At 70.1% G+C, this 16,793-nt stretch carries 13 protein-coding genes, 2 tRNA genes and 1 pseudogene; 9 read left to right on the top strand and 7 right to left on the bottom strand.

Annotation, left to right across the window (positions count from 1 at the left end; translation table 11 throughout):
- Window positions 1-368: 368 nt before the first annotated feature.
- The 3 genes and pseudogenes from AC068B_RS03755 (at window position 369) to AC068B_RS03745 (ending at window position 1,740) form a co-directional block, all read left to right on the top strand.
- Window positions 369-563 carry a hypothetical protein gene (locus tag AC068B_RS03755; RefSeq protein ID WP_055570088.1) on the top strand — a complete coding sequence of 65 codons (195 nt, stop codon included), beginning with the start codon at window positions 369-371 and terminating at the stop codon, window positions 561-563.
- An 89-nt stretch (window positions 564-652) separates the two neighbouring features.
- Window positions 653-1,153 (top strand): annotated as a pseudogene (locus AC068B_RS03750) (hypothetical protein); the annotation flags it as partial.
- A gap of 14 nt (window positions 1,154-1,167) precedes the next feature.
- The gene (locus AC068B_RS03745; protein WP_478669239.1) at window positions 1,168-1,740 is read left to right on the top strand and encodes an outer membrane protein assembly factor BamB family protein; all 573 of its coding nucleotides are present in this window, start codon (window positions 1,168-1,170) and stop codon (window positions 1,738-1,740) included.
- Between the two features lie 64 nt (window positions 1,741-1,804).
- Here the strand turns inward: AC068B_RS03745 and AC068B_RS03740 are convergent.
- Window positions 1,805-1,875: transfer RNA gene (locus AC068B_RS03740), tRNA-Gly, on the bottom strand.
- A 143-nt stretch (window positions 1,876-2,018) separates the two neighbouring features.
- Between AC068B_RS03740 and AC068B_RS03735 the strand changes: the two genes are divergently transcribed.
- The 5 genes from AC068B_RS03735 to clpX all read left to right on the top strand — a co-directional run bounded on the left by AC068B_RS03735 (window position 2,019) and on the right by clpX (window position 6,863).
- Window positions 2,019-2,095, top strand: a tRNA-Pro gene (locus tag AC068B_RS03735).
- Window positions 2,096-2,257: 162 nt separating this feature from the next.
- A complete protein-coding gene (gene tig, locus AC068B_RS03730) occupies window positions 2,258-3,658 on the top strand; it encodes a trigger factor (RefSeq protein ID WP_478668755.1) in 1,401 nt (466 codons plus the stop codon).
- A 389-nt stretch (window positions 3,659-4,047) separates the two neighbouring features.
- Window positions 4,048-4,653: an ATP-dependent Clp protease proteolytic subunit gene (locus tag AC068B_RS03725; protein WP_478669237.1), complete on the top strand. Its 606-nt coding sequence runs from the start codon at window positions 4,048-4,050 to the stop codon at window positions 4,651-4,653.
- Window positions 4,654-4,714: 61 nt separating this feature from the next.
- Window positions 4,715-5,410, top strand: coding sequence for an ATP-dependent Clp protease proteolytic subunit (locus tag AC068B_RS03720; protein WP_471584337.1), 696 nt, complete (start codon window positions 4,715-4,717; stop codon window positions 5,408-5,410).
- A 166-nt stretch (window positions 5,411-5,576) separates the two neighbouring features.
- On the top strand, window positions 5,577-6,863 hold the full coding sequence (gene clpX, locus AC068B_RS03715) for an ATP-dependent Clp protease ATP-binding subunit ClpX (RefSeq protein WP_055569952.1): 1,287 nt from the start codon (window positions 5,577-5,579) through the stop codon (window positions 6,861-6,863).
- An 85-nt stretch (window positions 6,864-6,948) separates the two neighbouring features.
- Here clpX and AC068B_RS03710 read toward each other — a convergent pair whose 3' ends face one another.
- From AC068B_RS03710 to AC068B_RS03695, 4 genes are all read right to left on the bottom strand, one after another.
- Window positions 6,949-7,809, bottom strand: coding sequence for a hypothetical protein (locus AC068B_RS03710; protein WP_478668753.1), 861 nt, complete (start codon window positions 7,807-7,809; stop codon window positions 6,949-6,951).
- Between the two features lie 58 nt (window positions 7,810-7,867).
- Window positions 7,868-8,890 (bottom strand): hypothetical protein, encoded by a 1,023-nt coding sequence (locus tag AC068B_RS03705; RefSeq protein ID WP_478668751.1) that lies wholly within the window; start codon window positions 8,888-8,890, stop codon window positions 7,868-7,870.
- A 116-nt stretch (window positions 8,891-9,006) separates the two neighbouring features.
- A complete protein-coding gene (locus AC068B_RS03700) occupies window positions 9,007-10,059 on the bottom strand; it encodes a hypothetical protein (RefSeq protein ID WP_478668749.1) in 1,053 nt (350 codons plus the stop codon).
- A 216-nt stretch (window positions 10,060-10,275) separates the two neighbouring features.
- A complete protein-coding gene (locus AC068B_RS03695) occupies window positions 10,276-11,244 on the bottom strand; it encodes a hypothetical protein (RefSeq protein ID WP_478668747.1) in 969 nt (322 codons plus the stop codon).
- A gap of 137 nt (window positions 11,245-11,381) precedes the next feature.
- Here AC068B_RS03695 and AC068B_RS03690 point away from each other — a divergent pair, with 137 nt between their 5' ends.
- Window positions 11,382-14,033 (top strand): valine--tRNA ligase, encoded by a 2,652-nt coding sequence (locus AC068B_RS03690; protein WP_478668745.1) that lies wholly within the window; start codon window positions 11,382-11,384, stop codon window positions 14,031-14,033.
- A gap of 101 nt (window positions 14,034-14,134) precedes the next feature.
- Here AC068B_RS03690 and AC068B_RS03685 read toward each other — a convergent pair whose 3' ends face one another.
- Both AC068B_RS03685 and wecB read right to left on the bottom strand, forming a co-directional pair.
- Entirely contained in the window at window positions 14,135-15,484 is a 1,350-nt protein-coding gene (locus AC068B_RS03685) for a glycosyltransferase (protein WP_478668743.1), read from the bottom strand.
- A 32-nt stretch (window positions 15,485-15,516) separates the two neighbouring features.
- Window positions 15,517-16,599 (bottom strand): non-hydrolyzing UDP-N-acetylglucosamine 2-epimerase, encoded by a 1,083-nt coding sequence (gene wecB / locus AC068B_RS03680; protein ID WP_478669236.1) that lies wholly within the window; start codon window positions 16,597-16,599, stop codon window positions 15,517-15,519.
- Window positions 16,600-16,793 lie beyond the last annotated feature (194 nt).

Genomic DNA, 16,793 nt, shown 5'->3' with positions numbered 1-16,793 from the left:
TGCATAACGCCTGCGGGCGACTCTGGTGAAATGTCCGGTTGGCCGGAGGTGTCGACGGAGTTCACCTCTCTTGGTGCACCTTCGATGTGCCCTCGGCGACAATTCGAATTTCCTGCGAACGTCGTGTGTGGCGATGGCAACGATCAACGCGAATTCCTGATGACGGCAGGTCGTCGAATTGCTGTACGACAGTGCGCTGCCCTTGCGCCCCCAAGGCGCCCTTGCGCTCCGGGGTCGTGACGTGTTGGCCGACGATGTGTCACCGGCCGCATGGAGGGGGCTTGTTGGTGGCACGATGGTCCCTGGCGGGGGTGTGCGGGGTCGTACCCCCCGGGCCGGGAGAGCGACCGACCTAGGGTGTGATCAGTGTGGCCATTTCGCTGTCAGTGGTGCTGCTGTTGGCGATCATCCTTGTGGTGCTGATCCGAGGGGGATCGCTCAAGGCGGGGCCCGCCATCGTCGCGGTGCTCTTCGGTTTCTTCCTCGCTTCCACAGGCATGGCGCCTTCCATAAACCGCTTCTTGAACGAAGTGGCGGAGACCATCAACTCGATCAGCTTCTGAGGCCACGCGGGGGAGCGTTCTCGAACCCGCGTCCGCTGCGGGGAACCGGAGAGCGGGGGGCACGGGTCGAGGGGACGGGGGCGTAAGGGATGGTTCTGCGCGACTCGGACCCGGAAGACATCGGCGGATATCCGATCGAGGACCGGCTCGGTTCCGGCGGCACGGGCGTCGTCCATCTCGGCCGCTCCGCATCGGGCCGCCGCCTCGCGCTGAAGGCCGTCCCCGGGCAGTACGCCGACGACCAGGAGTTCCGCACCCTCCCCCAAGCTCTTAAGGAGCAGGGGGGACCCCCATCCGAGCTCTTAAGGAGCAGGTCCCCCATCGCCGTGAGGCCCATGTGCGCCGTCCCGGACGACGACAGCGGCGAATCGTACGAGAAGTACGCGATCGAGGCCCTCGACGCCAGAACCGGCGACGTCCTGTGGACCACGCCCCCCCAGCGCGGCAACGGCGCCATGGCGCCCGGCCTGACCCCGGCCGAGAGCACCGCCGCCGCCACGGAGGACGGCGTCCTCACCCTCCACGGCGCCGAGGGCGGTTCGTACGCCCTGCTGGACCCCGAGGACGCCGACCCGCGCTGGAAGCAGCCGCTGCCCAAGGAGCAGTGCCAACTGTGGGAGGCCGCCGCGAAGGGCTATCTGATCTGTTCCGTGGGAGACGGGAGGAAGGCGAGCACCCGCGTCTCCCGCCTCGACCCCGCCACCGGCAAGCCCGCCTGGACGGTCACCGTGCGCGGCACCCGCACCCTCGTCGGCCAGGCCGACGGGCGGCTCCTGCTCGCCGACACCACCGGTCCCGCGTACCGCAGCATCGTCGCCGTCACCGCGACCGGCAGCCGCACCCGCCGCACCATCGGGCTGTCCCGCACCCAGCCCGGGGCGGCGTCCGCGCCGTCGACCCCCGCACCGGCCGCCAGTCCTGGAACCGCAACTCCACCGTCGAGTTCCCCGGCCGCCCCCTCGCCTCCGCGACCCACGTCTTCGTCGCCTCGCCCAGCGGCCGCCTCGCCGCACCGGACGGCAGGACCGGCGACGTCGCGTGGACCCGGCCCGGACGGGGCGTCGGCACGCCCTGGGTAGGAGGAGAGGAGGGCGCCCGGCTCACGCCGGCGGGAGACGCGCTCTACGTCCCCTACGGCACCCGCTCCGTGTACACGGTCGACGCACGCCGTCCCTGAGTGCCGCGGCCGGGCTCGAACGCAGAAACCCCAGGCCGTCTTCGGCCTGGGGTTTCCCTATGAGAGCGGGCGACGGGAATCGAACCCGCGTAGCTAGTTTGGAAGACTAGGGCTCTACCATTGAGCTACGCCCGCACAGATCGCGCCACGAGCGGAAGCCGCGGCACGACAGGCATCGTAGCGGGTCCCGGCACCTCGCCGCACGTGCCCCCCTGATCCGGCCCCGTTTAACGGGGAGCCGCACTGCCTGCGGGCATGTACCCTACGTGTCGCACCGACGGGGTGTGGCGCAGCTTGGTAGCGCGTCCGCTTTGGGAGCGGAAGGCCGTGGGTTCAAATCCCGCCACCCCGACCACCTTTTTCCCCTTCTGGGAACCGTCCCGTCCTTCTTCGCGGGATGCCGGTCCAAGATCGCATTGTCGGTCGGCTCCTGCTTGCCGTTACTATGCAAGCTGTGTGCCCGTGTGTCTCTGAGCCGGGCAGAATCCCAAGAAGTCAGCCCCAAGGAGACCGAACCGTGAAGAGCGCCGTGGAGACCCTGAACCCGACCCGGGTTCGGCTCACTGTTGAGGTGCCCTTCGAGGAGCTCAAGGACAGCCTCGACGCGGCCTACAAGAAGATCAACCAGCAGGTCACGGTGAAGGGCTTCCGCAAGGGCAAGATCCCGGCCCGCGTCATCGACCAGCGGTTCGGCCGCGGCGCCGTCCTCGAAGAGGCCGTCAATGACGCGCTCCCGAAGTTCTACACCGAGGCCGTCAACGAGGCCGAGCTCAACGTCCTGGGCCAGCCCGAGGTGGACATCACCGAGCTGAAGGACAACGAGACCCTCAACTTCACCGCTGAGGTCGACATCCGTCCCGCGATCGAGATCCCGGACTACTCCGGCATCGAGGTCGAGGTCGACGCGGTCGAGGTCAGCGACGAGGACGTCGACAAGGCCGTGGAGGAGCTCCGTGAGCGCTTCGCGTCCACCTCGCCGGTCGAGCGTGCCGCCGCGGACGGCGACGTCGTGACGATCGACCTGGAGGCCAAGGTCGACGGTGAGGTCCTGGAGGACGGCGTCGCGTCCGGCGTCTCCTACACGATCGGCTCCGGCGAGCTCCTCGAGGGCATCGACGAGGCCGTGACGGGCGTGGAGGCCGGTGGCGAGGCCACCTTCACCTCCGAGCTCAAGGGCGGCTCCGCGCAGGGCAAGGAGGCCGAGGTCACCGTCAAGGTCACCCAGGTCGCCGCTCGTGAACTCCCGTCCCTGGACGACGACTTCGCGCAGCTCGCCTCCGAGTTCGACACCCTCGACGAGCTGAAGGCCGACAGCCGCAAGCGCCTCGAGAACATGAAGCAGTACGACCAGGCGACGCAGGCCCAGGAGCGCGTCCTGGAGAAGCTGCTCGAGCTGGTCGAGGTCCCCGTCCCCGAGAAGCTCCTCGCGGACGAGATCCAGACCCGCACGCACAACCTCGAGCACCACCAGCTCGGCCAGATGGGCCTCGACCTGGACAAGTACCTGGAGATCCAGGGCAAGTCCCGCGAGGAGTTCGACGCCGAGACCAAGGAGCAGGCCGAGAAGGGCATCAAGACGCAGTTCGTCCTCGACGAGCTCGTCAACAAGGAGAAGCTGAACGTGAACCAGGAGGAGCTCACCGAGCACCTCATGCGTCGCGCGCAGTCCTCCAACATGTCCCCCGACCAGTTCGCCCAGGCCGTCGTCGAAGGCGGCCAGGTCCCGATGCTGGTCGGCGAGGTCGCCCGCGGCAAGGCCCTCGCGGTCGTCGTCGAGGCCGCCACGGTCAAGGACACGAACGGTGAGGTCGTCGACCTCGAGGACGACGAGGACGAGACGGCCGAGACCGTCGAGGCGACCTCGGACTCCGCTGAGGACAAGGCCGAGGACAAGGCCGACGAGAAGACCGAGGCCTGAGCCTCGCTCTGACGCTCGCACACCGGGCCCCCAGGACTTCTCGGTCCCGGGGGCCCGGTGTCTTTAGGGGCGCGGGGGACTGCGCGAGCAGCCCCCGCGGGGCCGCAGGCGCGTCTGCCGCGGCAGGGCCCATGGCGGGTGCGGGTTGTGGGGGTTGCTCGCGCAGTTCCCCGCGCCCCTCACGGGGCACGACCTGCGCTCACAGCGAACAGTTGGTTCTCCGGGATTCCCGGAGGGACCCCGCGCGTTAGGGTCCATGAATACGAGGGCAGGGGAGTCCCCGGAGCCGCCCCGGAGCGGCGAGCACGCGGGTGCCCCAGGCCCCAGCTGAAGACGTGAGACGGCCCGGCGCCGTCGTAAGACGAGCAGGTGGATACGTGACGAATCTGATGCCCTCCGCCGCCGGCGACCCCTCCATCGGTGGTGGCCTCGGCGACCAGGTCTACAACCGGCTGCTCGGCGAGCGGATCATCTTCCTCGGCCAGGCCGTGGACGACGACATTGCCAACAAGATCACCGCGCAGCTGCTGCTCCTCGCCGCAGAGCCGGACAAGGACATCTTCCTCTACATCAACAGCCCCGGCGGCTCGATCACGGCCGGCATGGCGATCTACGACACCATGCAGTACATCAAGAACGACGTGGTGACGATCGCGATGGGCATGGCGGCCTCCATGGGCCAGTTCCTGCTCAGCGCCGGTACGCCCGGCAAGCGCTTCGCGCTGCCGAACGCCGAGATCCTGATCCACCAGCCGTCCGCGGGCCTCGCGGGCTCCGCGTCGGACATCAAGATCCACGCCGAGCGGCTGCTGCTCACCAAGAAGAAGATGGCCGACCTGACGGCGTTCCACACCGGCCAGACCGTCGAGCAGGTCACCCGCGACTCGGACCGCGACCGCTGGTTCGACCCGCAGGAGGCCAAGGAGTACGGCCTCATCGACGACATCATGTCCAGCGCCGCCGGCATGCCGGGCGGGGGCGGCACCGGAGCCTGAGCCCCGTGCTCAGCGCCCCGAAGCCACTACCTCAGCCCCTCCCTTCTCAGGAGAACCAGAGATGAACAACTTCCCCGGCAGCGGCCTCTACGAGCGCACGCAGGCCGAGAGCGGCCAGGCCGAGTTCACCGGCGCCCGCGCCGAGTCCCGCTACATCATCCCGCGCTTCGTCGAGCGCACCTCGCAGGGCGTGCGTGAGTACGACCCGTACGCGAAGCTCTTCGAGGAGCGCGTGATCTTCCTCGGCGTGCAGATCGACGACGCGTCCGCCAACGACGTCATGGCGCAGCTCCTGTGCCTGGAGTCGATGGACCCGGACCGTGACATCTCGATCTACATCAACAGCCCGGGCGGCTCGTTCACCGCGCTCACGGCCATCTACGACACGATCCAGTTCGTGAAGCCGGACGTTTCGACGGTGTGCATGGGCCAGGCCGCGTCCGCCGCCGCCGTGCTCCTCGCGGCGGGTACGCCGGGCAAGCGCATGGCCCTGCCGAACGCGCGCGTGCTGATCCACCAGCCCTACAGCGAGACGGGCCGCGGTCAGGTCTCCGACCTGGAGATCGCCGCCAACGAGATCCTCCGGATGCGTTCGCAGCTGGAGGAGATGCTGGCCAAGCACTCGACGACGCCGATCGAGAAGATCCGCGACGACATCGAGCGCGACAAGATCCTCACGGCCGAGGACGCGCTCTCGTACGGTCTCATCGACCAGATCATCTCCACCCGGAAGATGAACAATGCGTCGGTCGCCTGACCCGGAGCTGTAGCATCTGCCGCTCCGTGGCACGGTTCGCGCACGACGTACGTCCAAGCGAACCGTGCCAAGGGGGGCCCGAACGGGGGGCTCGGCAAGGTACCGTCGGATAGAGGCACCAGGAGCCGCTGAACGTGGCGTCTCCCAGGCGAAGGGGAAGCACCTCGTGGCACGCATCGGTGACGGCGGCGATCTGCTCAAGTGCTCGTTCTGCGGAAAGAGTCAGAAGCAGGTCAAGAAGCTCATCGCAGGCCCCGGTGTGTACATCTGCGACGAGTGCATCGACCTCTGTAACGAGATCATCGAGGAAGAGCTCGCGGAGACGAGCGAGGTGCGCTGGGAGGAACTCCCCAAGCCTCGCGAGATCTACGAATTCCTTGAGGGCTACGTCGTGGGCCAGGAGCCCGCGAAGAAGGCCCTCTCGGTAGCGGTGTACAACCACTACAAGCGGGTCCAGGCAGGAGAGAACGGCGGCGCGCAGGGCCGTGACGACGCGATCGAACTCGCGAAGTCCAACATCCTGCTGCTCGGCCCGACCGGCTCCGGCAAGACGCTCCTGGCGCAGACGCTCGCCCGCATGCTGAACGTTCCGTTCGCCATCGCGGACGCGACGGCGCTCACGGAGGCGGGCTATGTCGGCGAGGACGTCGAGAACATCCTGCTGAAGCTGATCCAGGCGGCGGACTACGACGTCAAGAAGGCCGAGACCGGGATCATCTACATCGACGAGATCGACAAGGTGGCTCGCAAGAGCGAGAACCCCTCGATCACGCGTGATGTCAGCGGCGAGGGCGTCCAGCAGGCGCTCCTCAAGATCCTGGAGGGCACGACGGCGTCGGTGCCTCCGCAGGGCGGCCGCAAGCACCCGCACCAGGAGTTCATCCAGATCGACACGACGAACGTCCTGTTCATCGTGGGCGGTGCCTTCGCGGGCCTGGAGAAGATCATCGAATCCCGGGCGGGCGCCAAGGGCATCGGCTTCGGCGCCACCATCCGCTCCAAGCGCGAGATGGAGGAGAAGGACCAGTTCGAGGACATCATGCCGGAGGACCTGGTGAAGTTCGGGATGATCCCCGAGTTCATCGGCCGCCTCCCCGTGATCACCTCGGTCCACAACCTCGACCGTGAGGCCCTGCTCCAGATCCTCGTCGAGCCGCGCAACGCGCTGGTGAAGCAGTACCAGCGGCTGTTCGAACTCGACGGCGTGGAGCTGGAGTTCGAGCGTGAGGCCCTTGAGGCCATCGCGGACCAGGCGATCCTGCGGCAGACCGGCGCCCGAGGGCTCCGCGCCATCATGGAAGAGGTCCTGCAGTCGGTGATGTACGAGGTGCCGTCCCGCAAGGACGTGGCCCGTGTCGTCATCACGGCGGACGTCGTTCGCTCGAACGTGAACCCGACGCTGGTGCCGCGCGACGCGCGGGGTCCGGGCGCCGGGGAGCAGAAGTCCGCATAAGCGGCAGCTGTTTGCGCTACGCCGAAGGGGCGCCCCGCGAGTGATCGCGGAGCGCCCCTTCGGTGCTACTTGGCCTCGACCGGCGTTACTTGGCCTCGACGCGGACGTCGGCGCGGAGCTTGGCGGCCAGGCCCGCGACCGTGTCCAGGGAGATCTTCTCGCCGCTGGCGGTGGCGCTCGCGTCGGAGTGGCCGACGGAGGCGACCGTGCTGTGGTCGCCCCAGATGCACAGCGGGGTCTCGAAGGTGTTCGGGATGCCGTCGTCCGTCTCGGCCTTGTCGGGGGCGCCCAGCCGGAACTCGGCCTTCTGGCACTTCATGACGCCGTTGTCGAAGCCGTCGGGGGTGAACTCCTGAGGGCTGCCCAGGAGGGTGATGCTCCCGGGCTGCTCCTTGGACTTCTTCTTCATCTCGGCGAACATCGCGTCGACGACCTTCTCGGGGTCATCGACCTTGCCGTACACGCCGGAGAAGTTGAGGCTCTTCTGGCTGGTGCTCGTGCCGTTGCTGTACTGGCCGTCCACGTCCGTCGGATTGCTGACGCCCTGGCTCTCCAGGTCCTTGAGGTCACCGGAGGACATGCCGCCGCCACCGCCTGCTGACTCCGTCTTCTTGTACGTGCCGCCCAGCACGGTCGCGGGAGCCGTCAGCTTGTACGTCTTGCCGTCGTCGGCGACGGAGGAGCCGCCGTCGCCCTTGGCGAAGAGGAAGTACCCGCCGGCCGCGGCCGCCGCCACGACCACCACGGCACCGATGACCAGCCCGGTCTTCTTCTTGCCGCCACCCTGAGGGGGCCCGGGATACTGCCCGTACGGCTGCTGCGGCGGGACGCCCTGCGGCGGCTGCCCGTAGGGGGGCTGCGGCGGGACGCCCTGCGGCGGCTGCCCGTAGGGGCCGGGCTGCTGGGGCTGCTGGCCGCCGTATGGACCGGGCTGGTTGTAGCTCACTTCGTGTTCCCCTCGTTGGTGGTGCGGTGGTGCGGTGGTGCGGTGGTGCGGTGGTGCGTCAGGACTTGACGCGGACCTCCTTGCGGACGCGGAGCGTGGTGGCCGAGGCGTCGCTGAGCGAGACCTTGCCCGCCATGGCGTTCGCGACCTCGACGGGCACCACGACGGCGACGGTGCTGTGGTCGCCCCAGATGCAGACCGGCATGCGGATCTCCTTGGGGCCCGAGGCCGAGCCGCTGCCGCCGCTGTCGTTCTTGATCACGGACTCCTGGCACTTGAGGACCGCGGCGCCCGTGCTGAAGTCCTTGGGGCTGCCGACGAGTTCGCCCGTATCCGTGCTGTTCTTCTTGGAGTCCTGCTGGATCTTGGCGAACATGGCGTCGACGACCTTGCCCGGGTCCTTGATCTCGCCGTAGACGCCCATGAACTGGATGGCCTTCTGCGACAGGGGATTGCTCTCGTCCCCCGACTCGTAGCCCGCGTCCACGTCCTGCGGATCCTTCACGCCCGCCTGCTCGGCGGCCTCCAGGTCGCTGGAGTTGAAGCCGCCGGTCGAGTCGTCGCTCTTGTCGTACTCGCTGAGGATCGTGGCGGGCGTCGTCAGCGTGTGCGGGCCGTCGTCCTTGATGCCGCCGTCCGCCACGTTCGAGGAGCCGCCGTTCTTGCCGCCCCCGCCCTTGTCGTCGTCGCCGCCCGCGAGGAAGAAGTAGCCGCCGACTGCGGCAGCGGCGACCACGGCGACGGCGGCGATGATGAGGCCGGTCTTCTTGCCGCTGCCGCCGCCGGGGGGCGGGGGCGGGACCTGGCCGTAGGGGGCCTGCTGGCCGTACGGGGGCTGGGGCTGCTGCCCGTAGGGGCCGGGCTGCTGGGGCTGGCTGTAGCCGCCTTGCTGCGGGGCCTGCTGCGGGTAGCCGTAGCCGGGCTGGGGCGGGGGAGCCTGCTGGGGGTAGCCGTAGCCGTAGCCGGGCTGCGGCGCCTGCGGCGGCTGGCCGTAGGGGCCAGGCTGCTGCGGCTGCTGGCCGTACGGCCCGGGCTGCTGGGGCTGCTGCCCGCCGTACGGGCCCGGCTGGTTGTAGCTCATGGGGGTTCCCCTCCGAAATGTTTAAGTGTTGCCGACATCCTGACGCAGCAGGGCCCGGCCATCCGGCCGGGCCCTGCTGCATCGAGGCCGACGGGCCGGACGCGGCCCGGCAGGTGTCAGAGCTTGACGCGGACTTCCCCGCGGAACTTGGCGGTGGTGCTCGCCGACTCGTCGAGGTCGGCGGGCGTTCCGGCCAGCGCGCTGGCGACGTCCGTGGTGACGACGTAGCCGAGGGTGCTGTGGTCGCCCCAGATGCAGGTCGCCGCGGACATCTTGCTCGGCCCGGAGGAACCGGCGGAACCGGCCGTGGAGCCGGAGGTGCCCGCGCCCCCTCCCAGGTCGACCTTCATCTCCTGGCACTTCAGGACGGCGCCGTTCAGCCCGGCGGGCTTGTACTCCTTGGGCTCGCCGACCAGCGTGACGCTCTCGCCGCTGCTGCCGCCCGCCTCGTTCTTCTTCTTGGCGTTCGTGAACATGTGGTCGACGACGCCCTCCGGGTCCTCGATGTCTCCGTAGACACCGCCGAACGTCAGCACCTTCTGCGCCATCGGGTTGTCCTTGCTGCCCGACTGGTACTGCGCCTGCACGTCCTTGGGGTTCTTCACCCCGGCCGCCTCGGCCTTGTCGAGGTCGATGCTGTTCAGACCGTCGGAGCGCGACTCGTCCTTCTTGTAGTCGGTCATCACGAGCGACGGCGTCGTCAGCTTGTGCGGGCCGTCGTCCTTGATGCCGGAGTCGTCGCCCCCGCCCGCCACGTTCGAGGAGCCGTCGTTCTTGCCGCCCTTGTCGTCGTCGCCGCCCGCGAGGAAGAAGTAGCCGCCGACTGCGGCAGCGGCGACCACGGCGACGGCGGCGATGATGAGGCCGGTCTTCTTGCCGCTGCCGCCACCGGGCGGCGGGGGCGGGACCTGCCCGTAGGGGGCCTGCTGGCCGTACGGGGGAGGAGGCTGCTGCCCGTAAGGGGCGGGCTGCTGGGGCTGGCTGTAGCCGCCCTGCTGCGGGGCCTGCGGGGGCGCCTGCGGCGGGGGAGCCTGCTGGGGGTAGCCGTAACCGGGCTGCGGCGCCTGCGGCGGCTGGCCGTAGGGGCCAGGCTGCTGCGGCTGCTGGCCGTACGGCCCGGGCTGCTGGGGCTGCTGCCCGCCGTACGGGCCCGGCTGGTTGTAGCTCATTGCTGGGGGTCCCTCCCAATGCTTATGTGTTCCGAACATCCTGGCGGATGGGAGCGCGGGGTTGGGCGGCCGGGGCGGATCGATGCGGAGTTGTTGAGCGGCTGTTCCAGAGGACGGACGTACGAGGGGCGTCCCAGCGGTTCACGAGGGGCGTACGACGGCCCGGGGCGCGCGCACCGCCCCGGGCCCTTTCTCCGCGTATGTTCCGCTGATCCGCTACGCCTTGACGCGCGCCGCCTTGCGCAGGTCGCCGGCGAACCGGGCGACGTCGTCCGTGGGCAGGCCGCCACCGCCGCCCTTCACGAACGCGGCCACGTCGATGCCGAAGACGATGCCGTACGTGCTGTGGTCTGCCCAGATGCAGATCGGCAGCGTCGTCTGGCCGCGGCCTCCTTTGAGGGTCGCGGTCTGGCACTTCATGACGGCGTTGTCGAAGCCCTCCGGCTCGACGCTCTCGGGGTTGCCGACGAGCTTGATCTGCTCGCCGGGGTCGCCGGTGGCCTTGCCCGACTCCTTCTTGGAGTTCTCCTCGGCCTTGGCGAAGCCGTTGTCGACGGCCTTCTCCGGGTCGGCGATGTCGCCGTACATCCCCTGGAAGTTCATCTGCTTGGCCTCGGAAGCTTCACCGGATTCGTACGCGGCCGCCACGTTCTCCGGGTTCTTGATGCCGATCTCTTCGGCGTTCTCTTTGTCGCCGGAGCCGAGCGGGCCGTCGTCGGGGTCGTCGGACGAGTCACCCTTCTTGTACTCGCCCACCGAGGCGGGCGGCACCAGCTTGTGCGCGCCGTCGTCCTCGACCGAGGCGGAGTCGCTCCCGCCGAAGAGGAAGTACGCGCCGACGGCGGCAGCGGCGACCACGGCGACCGCGCCGATCACGAGCCCGGTCTTCTTCTTGCCGCCACCCTGAGGGGGCCCGGGGTACTGGCCGTACGGCGCCTGCGGCGGGGGAGCCTGCTGGGGGAAGCCGTAGCCGGGCTGGGGCTGCTGCGGAGGCTGCCCGTAGGGGCCGGGCTGCTGCGGCGGCTGCCCGCCGTACGGACCGGGCGGCTGCTGCGGAGGCTGGCCCCCGTACGGCCCCGGCTGCTGACCCCCGTACGGCCCCGGCTGCTGCGGCGGCTGCCCCCCGTAGGGCCCCGGCTGCTGCGGCTGCTGTCCCCCGTAAGGGCCTGGCTCGTTGTAACTCATTGCGTGGGTCCCCCTCCGAACGCTGATGTGTCCCGGACATCCTGAACGAGGTTCAGCCCTCCCCGGACCACCGGGCCACAAGCGATGCCGAACGTTCCGGTTTCGGGACCGCTCCGTCGCCCCTCTAAACTGGCCGCGTGACCGAGAACGCTCAGCAGCAGCCTCCAGCGACCACTCCCGAACTGCCGACCCAGTACGCGCCGGCCGAGGTAGAGGGGCCGCTGTACGAGCGCTGGGTAGAACGGAGCTACTTCTCCGCCGACGAGAAGAGCGAGAAGCCGCCGTACACCGTCGTCATCCCCCCGCCGAACGTCACCGGCGCGCTGCACCTGGGCCACGCCTTCGAGCACACGCTGATCGACGCCCTCACCCGCCGCAAGCGCATGCAGGGCCACGAGACGCTCTGGCAGCCCGGCATGGACCACGCGGGCATCGCCACGCAGAACGTCGTGGAGCGCGAGCTCGGCAAGGAGGGCAAGTCCCGCCACGACCTCGGGCGCGAGGCGTTCATCGAGCGCGTCTGGAAGTGGAAGGCCGAGTCCGGCGGCCAGATCTCGGGACAGATGCGCCGCCTCGGCGACGGCGTCGACTGGGACCGCGAGCGCTTCACCATGGACGAGGGCCTCTCGCAGTCCGTCCAGACCATCTTCAAGAAGCTCTACGACGACGAGCTGATCTACCGCGCCGAGCGCATCATCAACTGGTGCCCGCGCTGTCTGACGGCGATCTCGGACATCGAGGTCGAGTACCAGGACGACGACGGCGAGCTCGTCTCCATGAAGTACGGCGAGGGCGACGAGACCATCGTCGTCGCCACGACCCGTGCCGAGACGATGCTCGGTGACACCGCCGTCGCGGTCCACCCCGAGGACGAGCGGTACAAGCACCTGGTCGGCAAGCAGATCAAGCTGCCGCTGACCGACCGCACCATCCCCGTCGTCGCCGACGAGCACGTCGACCCCGAGTTCGGCACCGGCGCCGTCAAGGTGACCCCGGCGCACGACCCCAACGACTTCGAGATCGGCCAGCGCCACAGCCTGCCGAACATCGCGGTCATGGACGAGCACGCGATCATCACGGTGCCAGGACCCTTCCAGGGCCTGGACCGCTTGGAGGCCCGCTCCGCGATCGTCGGCGCCCTGCGCGCCGAGGGCCGCATCGTCGCCGAGAAGCGTCCGTACACGCACTCGGTCGGCCACTGCTCGCGCTGCAAGACCACCATCGAGCCGCGCCTCTCGATGCAGTGGTGGGTCAAGGTCGGCCCGCTCGCGAAGGCCGCGGGTGACGCGGTCCGCGACGGCAAGGTCAAGATCCACCCGCAGGAGATGGAGAAGCGGTACTTCGACTGGGTCGACAACCTCCACGACTGGTGCATCTCGCGCCAGCTCTGGTGGGGCCACCGCATCCCCGTCTGGTACGGCCCGAACGGCGAGGTCGTCTGCGTCGGCCCCGACGACGAGGCCCCGACCGGCGAGGGCTGGCGCCAGGACAACGACGTGCTGGACACGTGGTTCTCCTCCGGCCTGTGGCCGTTCTCCACGCTCGGCTGGCCCGAGCAGACCGACTCGCTCGCGAAGTTCTACCCGAACTCCGTCCTGGTCACCGGCTACGACATCCTCTTCTTCTGGGTCGCCCGGATGATGATGTTCGGCCTGTACGCGATGGACGGCACCCCGCCGTTCCACACGATCGTGCTGCACGGCATGGTCCGCGACCAGTTCGGCAAGAAGATGTCGAAGTCCTTCGGCAACGCGGTCAACCCGCTGGACTGGATGGACAAGTACGGCTCGGACGCCCTGCGCTTCACCCTCGCCCGCGGCGCCAACCCCGGCACCGACGTGCCGATCGGCGAGGACTGGGTCCAGGGCTCGCGCAACTTCGCGAACAAGATCTGGAACGCCACGCGCTTCGCGATGATGAACGGCGCCACGATCGAGGGCGACCTGCCCCCGGCCGAGCAGCTGTCCGCCACGGACCGCTGGGTGCTCTCGCGCCTCAACGCGACGGTCGCCGAAGTCGACGCGCTCTACGACGACTACCAGTTCGCCAAGCTCTCGGACGCCCTCTTCCACTTCGCGTGGGACGAGGTCTTCGACTGGTACGTCGAGCTGTCCAAGACCACGTTCATGGCGGGCGGCGAGGGCGCGAAGGTCTCGGCCCGCGTCCTGGGAGAGGTCCTCGACGTCACCCTGCGCCTGCTCCACCCGATCGTCCCGTTCGTGACGGAGACGCTCTGGACGGCGCTGACCGGCGGCGAGTCGCTCGTCATCGCCGACTGGCCGTCCGCTGTGCTGGTTCCTGGGGCTGACGCCCCGGGCGGCTTCCGCGACACGGCGGCCGAGCGCGAGATCGAGACGCTCCAGCAGGTCATCACCGAGGTCCGCCGCTTCCGCGCCGACCAGGGCCTGCAGCCGGGCCAGAAGGTCCCGGCCCGGCTGACCCTGGACGGTACGGCGCTCGCCCCGCACGAGGCCGCCATCCGCCAGCTCCTGCGCCTCCAGCCGGAGGGCGACGCCTTCACGGCGACGGCGACGCTGCCGGTCTCGGGCGCCACGGTCGCGCTCGACCTGTCCGGCACGATCGACGTGGCCGCCGAGCGCAAGCGCCTGGCCAAGGACCTCGCCGCCGCCGAGAAGGAGAAGGCACAGGCCGAGGGGAAGCTGGGCAACGAGGCGTTCCTCGCGAAGGCCCCGGACAACGTGGTCGACAAGATCCGCGGCCGCCTCACCAAGGCGGAGGCCGACATCGCGCGGCTGCAGGCCCAGCTGGAGGCGCTGCCCGCCGCGTAATGCCGTACCGGCGTACGTAGTTGAAGACAGGCCTACGTAGTCGAAGGCCCCGGAACCGTCATCGGTCCCGGGGCCTTCGCACGTCCCGCGGGCATCGGGCGTCACGCCTCCGTGGCGACCGGCCCCGCCCCCACGACCTCGGCGTTGCGCCGCGTCTTGGCCCAGCCGTTCCGGCCCCGCAGCACGCGCAGCAGCCCGCGCGAGGCGACGACGAACACGTGGTACGCGTACAGCCACAGCGCGAAGCCCCACAACAGGCCCTTGAACCAGGAGCTTTCGGGAGCGAAGTCCCTGCGGTAGACCGGGCCCCACAGTGCGAACGGCAGGACCGAGAGCAGGCACAGCACGAGCACCAGCGGCCAGACGCCGAGCGCGGAGTCCAGCGGGGAGTGCCCGAGGGCGAGGGCGGCGACGAGGAACACGGTGAGTATCAGGCTCGCGACGTGCGCGAGGGGCTGCATGAAGGTGTAGAGCGTCTCCAGGACGCCGCGCCCCGAGTAGTGGCGCGAGCCGACGATGCGCGGCGCGTACCGCACGCACTGCAGGTTGCCCTGCGCCCAGCGGGTGCGCTGCGTCAGGAAGCGGCGGGCGTGCGGCAGGCCTTCCTGGGAGACGTACGTGTCCGCGATGTGCGCCACCTTGTAGCCGCCGAGGATCATGTGCAGGCCCAGTTCGTAGTCCTCCAGGAGCGCGTCGCGCTGCCAGGGGCGGCGCTCGGCCGCCGCGATCCGGTCGAGCGCGGTGAGCCGGGTGAACTGTCCGTTGCCGCCGAGGCCGACGGACCCGGTGCGGCCGCGCAGCAGCTGCATGCCCGCGTTGGAGACGGCGAACTCCATGTCCTGCATGCGGACCAGGAGCCGGGCCAGGGCGTTCAGCGTCCGGCCGCGCTCGGGCAGCGGGCGCGGCTCGTCGACGTTCCGCATCCGCACGCTGACCTGCACGCCGCCCATCTCGGGGTCGCCGAAACCGGCGGGCCCGCTGACCGCGCTCAGCGCGTCGGGGGCGAGGTGCCCGTCGGCGTCGACGACACACACCACGACGCGGGCCCGGTCGGCGTCGTCCGGCAGGAACTCGTCGAGCTCGGCGTAGGCGGCGTTGAGGGCCGCGCCCTTGCCGATCCGGGCGTCGGGCCTGCGGCGCGAGACCAGGTGGACGCGGACGTCGTCCTCGGCGAGCGCGGCGACGACGGAGGCCGTGCGGTCGTCGCTCGCGTCGTCGACGACCCACACGTGCGCGGCGGGGAAGTCCGTGCGCAGCCGGGTCACGGTCGATCCGACGACGGTCTCCTCGTCGCGGCACGGCACGAAGAAGTGCCACTCGAAGGCGCCGGGGTCACCGCCGTCGCGTGCGGGGCGGCGCAGATAGGCGTGGCGGGCGCCCGCCCAGTAGAGGAGGAAGCAGGCGAGGAGGAGGAAGGGGAAGAGGAAGAGCAGCCGGTCGAAGGTCAGCATCGGAAGTCCTGGTGGGGTGGGGGAGTCGAGGGTCAGGCGGCCGCGGGGAGCGCGGCGTCGCCCGCGGCACGGTCGGCGACCAGGTCCGTCAGGAGCGCGACGATGCGCTGCGAGGCCAGGGCGTCGCCGAAGGGGCTCGGGGTGCGGGCGAGGCGGCGGAGCCCGGCGTCGCCCTCGGCGAGCCTGAGCCGGGCGGCGCGGCCGACCTCGGGCCCCGGCGCGACGAGCTCGGCGAACCCGGCGGCCATGGCCTCGGGGCGCTCGGTGGACCGGCGTACGACGACGAGCGGCCGCCCGAGGACGGTGGCCTCCTCCTGCACACCGCCGGAGTCGGAGACGAGCAGCGCCGCGTGCCGGGCGAGCGCGAGGAACTCTCCGTACCCGATGGGCGGCAGCAGGGTGAGCGCCGCGAGCAGCCCGTCGAGCGCGGCGGCCTCGGCGCGGGCGCGGGTGCGCGGGTGCAGCGGGACGAGGACGGGCATCCGCTCGGCGAGCGCGGCCAGTTCGGTCAGGACGGATCGGAGCGCCGCCGGGTCGTCGGTGTTCTCCGGGCGGTGCACGGTGGCCAGGACGTACGCGTCCGGGGTGAGCCGGTGGGCGGCGAGCAGCGCGGCGCGCTCGTCGGGGCCGGGCAGCGTGTCGCGGACGGCCTCCACGACGGTGTTGCCGGTGACGGCGATCCGCTCGGCGGGGATCGACTCGGCGGCGAGGTTGGCGCGGTTGTCCTCGGTGGCGGCGCACAGGACGTCGGAGAGCTGGTCGATCAGGACGCGGTTGTGCTCCTCGGGCATCGCGCGGTCGTGGCTGCGCAGGCCCGCCTCGATGTGGACGAGGGGGATGCCGCGGGCGTTGGCGGCGAGGGCGCCGGACAGTGCCGCGTTGGTGTCGCCCTGTACGACGACGGCGCGGGGCGGCCGGGCGGCGAACTCCGCGTCGAGCTGCGCGAGCGCGACGGAGATCTGCACGGCACGGGTCTGCCCGCCGACACCGGCGAGCAGGGTGGGCTCGGGCAGCCCGAGCTCGGCGAGGAAACGCCCCGACAGCGAGTCGTCGTAGTGCTGCCCGGTGTGGATCAGCCGTGCCGCCGCGCCGAGCGCCCGCACGAGGGGCGCCATCTTGACCAGCTCGGGCCGGGTGCCGAGAACGACGGCGACGCTCCCTGCGGGGAGGCCGCGGGTGGCGCGGGCGTCGGTGGTCGGGGCGGCGGTGATCACGGGGGCACTCCAGGAGGAACGGGATATTACGGGATACGTCCTGGAGAGTGCGCTGCCTCGGTTGCGGCCCCGGATCGCTTTCGGTTGCGCGACGG

Source organism: Streptomyces sp. NPDC042371 (genome assembly GCF_056437465.1).
Note: the sequence above shows the minus strand (reverse complement) of the source record. Positions and strands in the feature narration are given on the sequence as shown.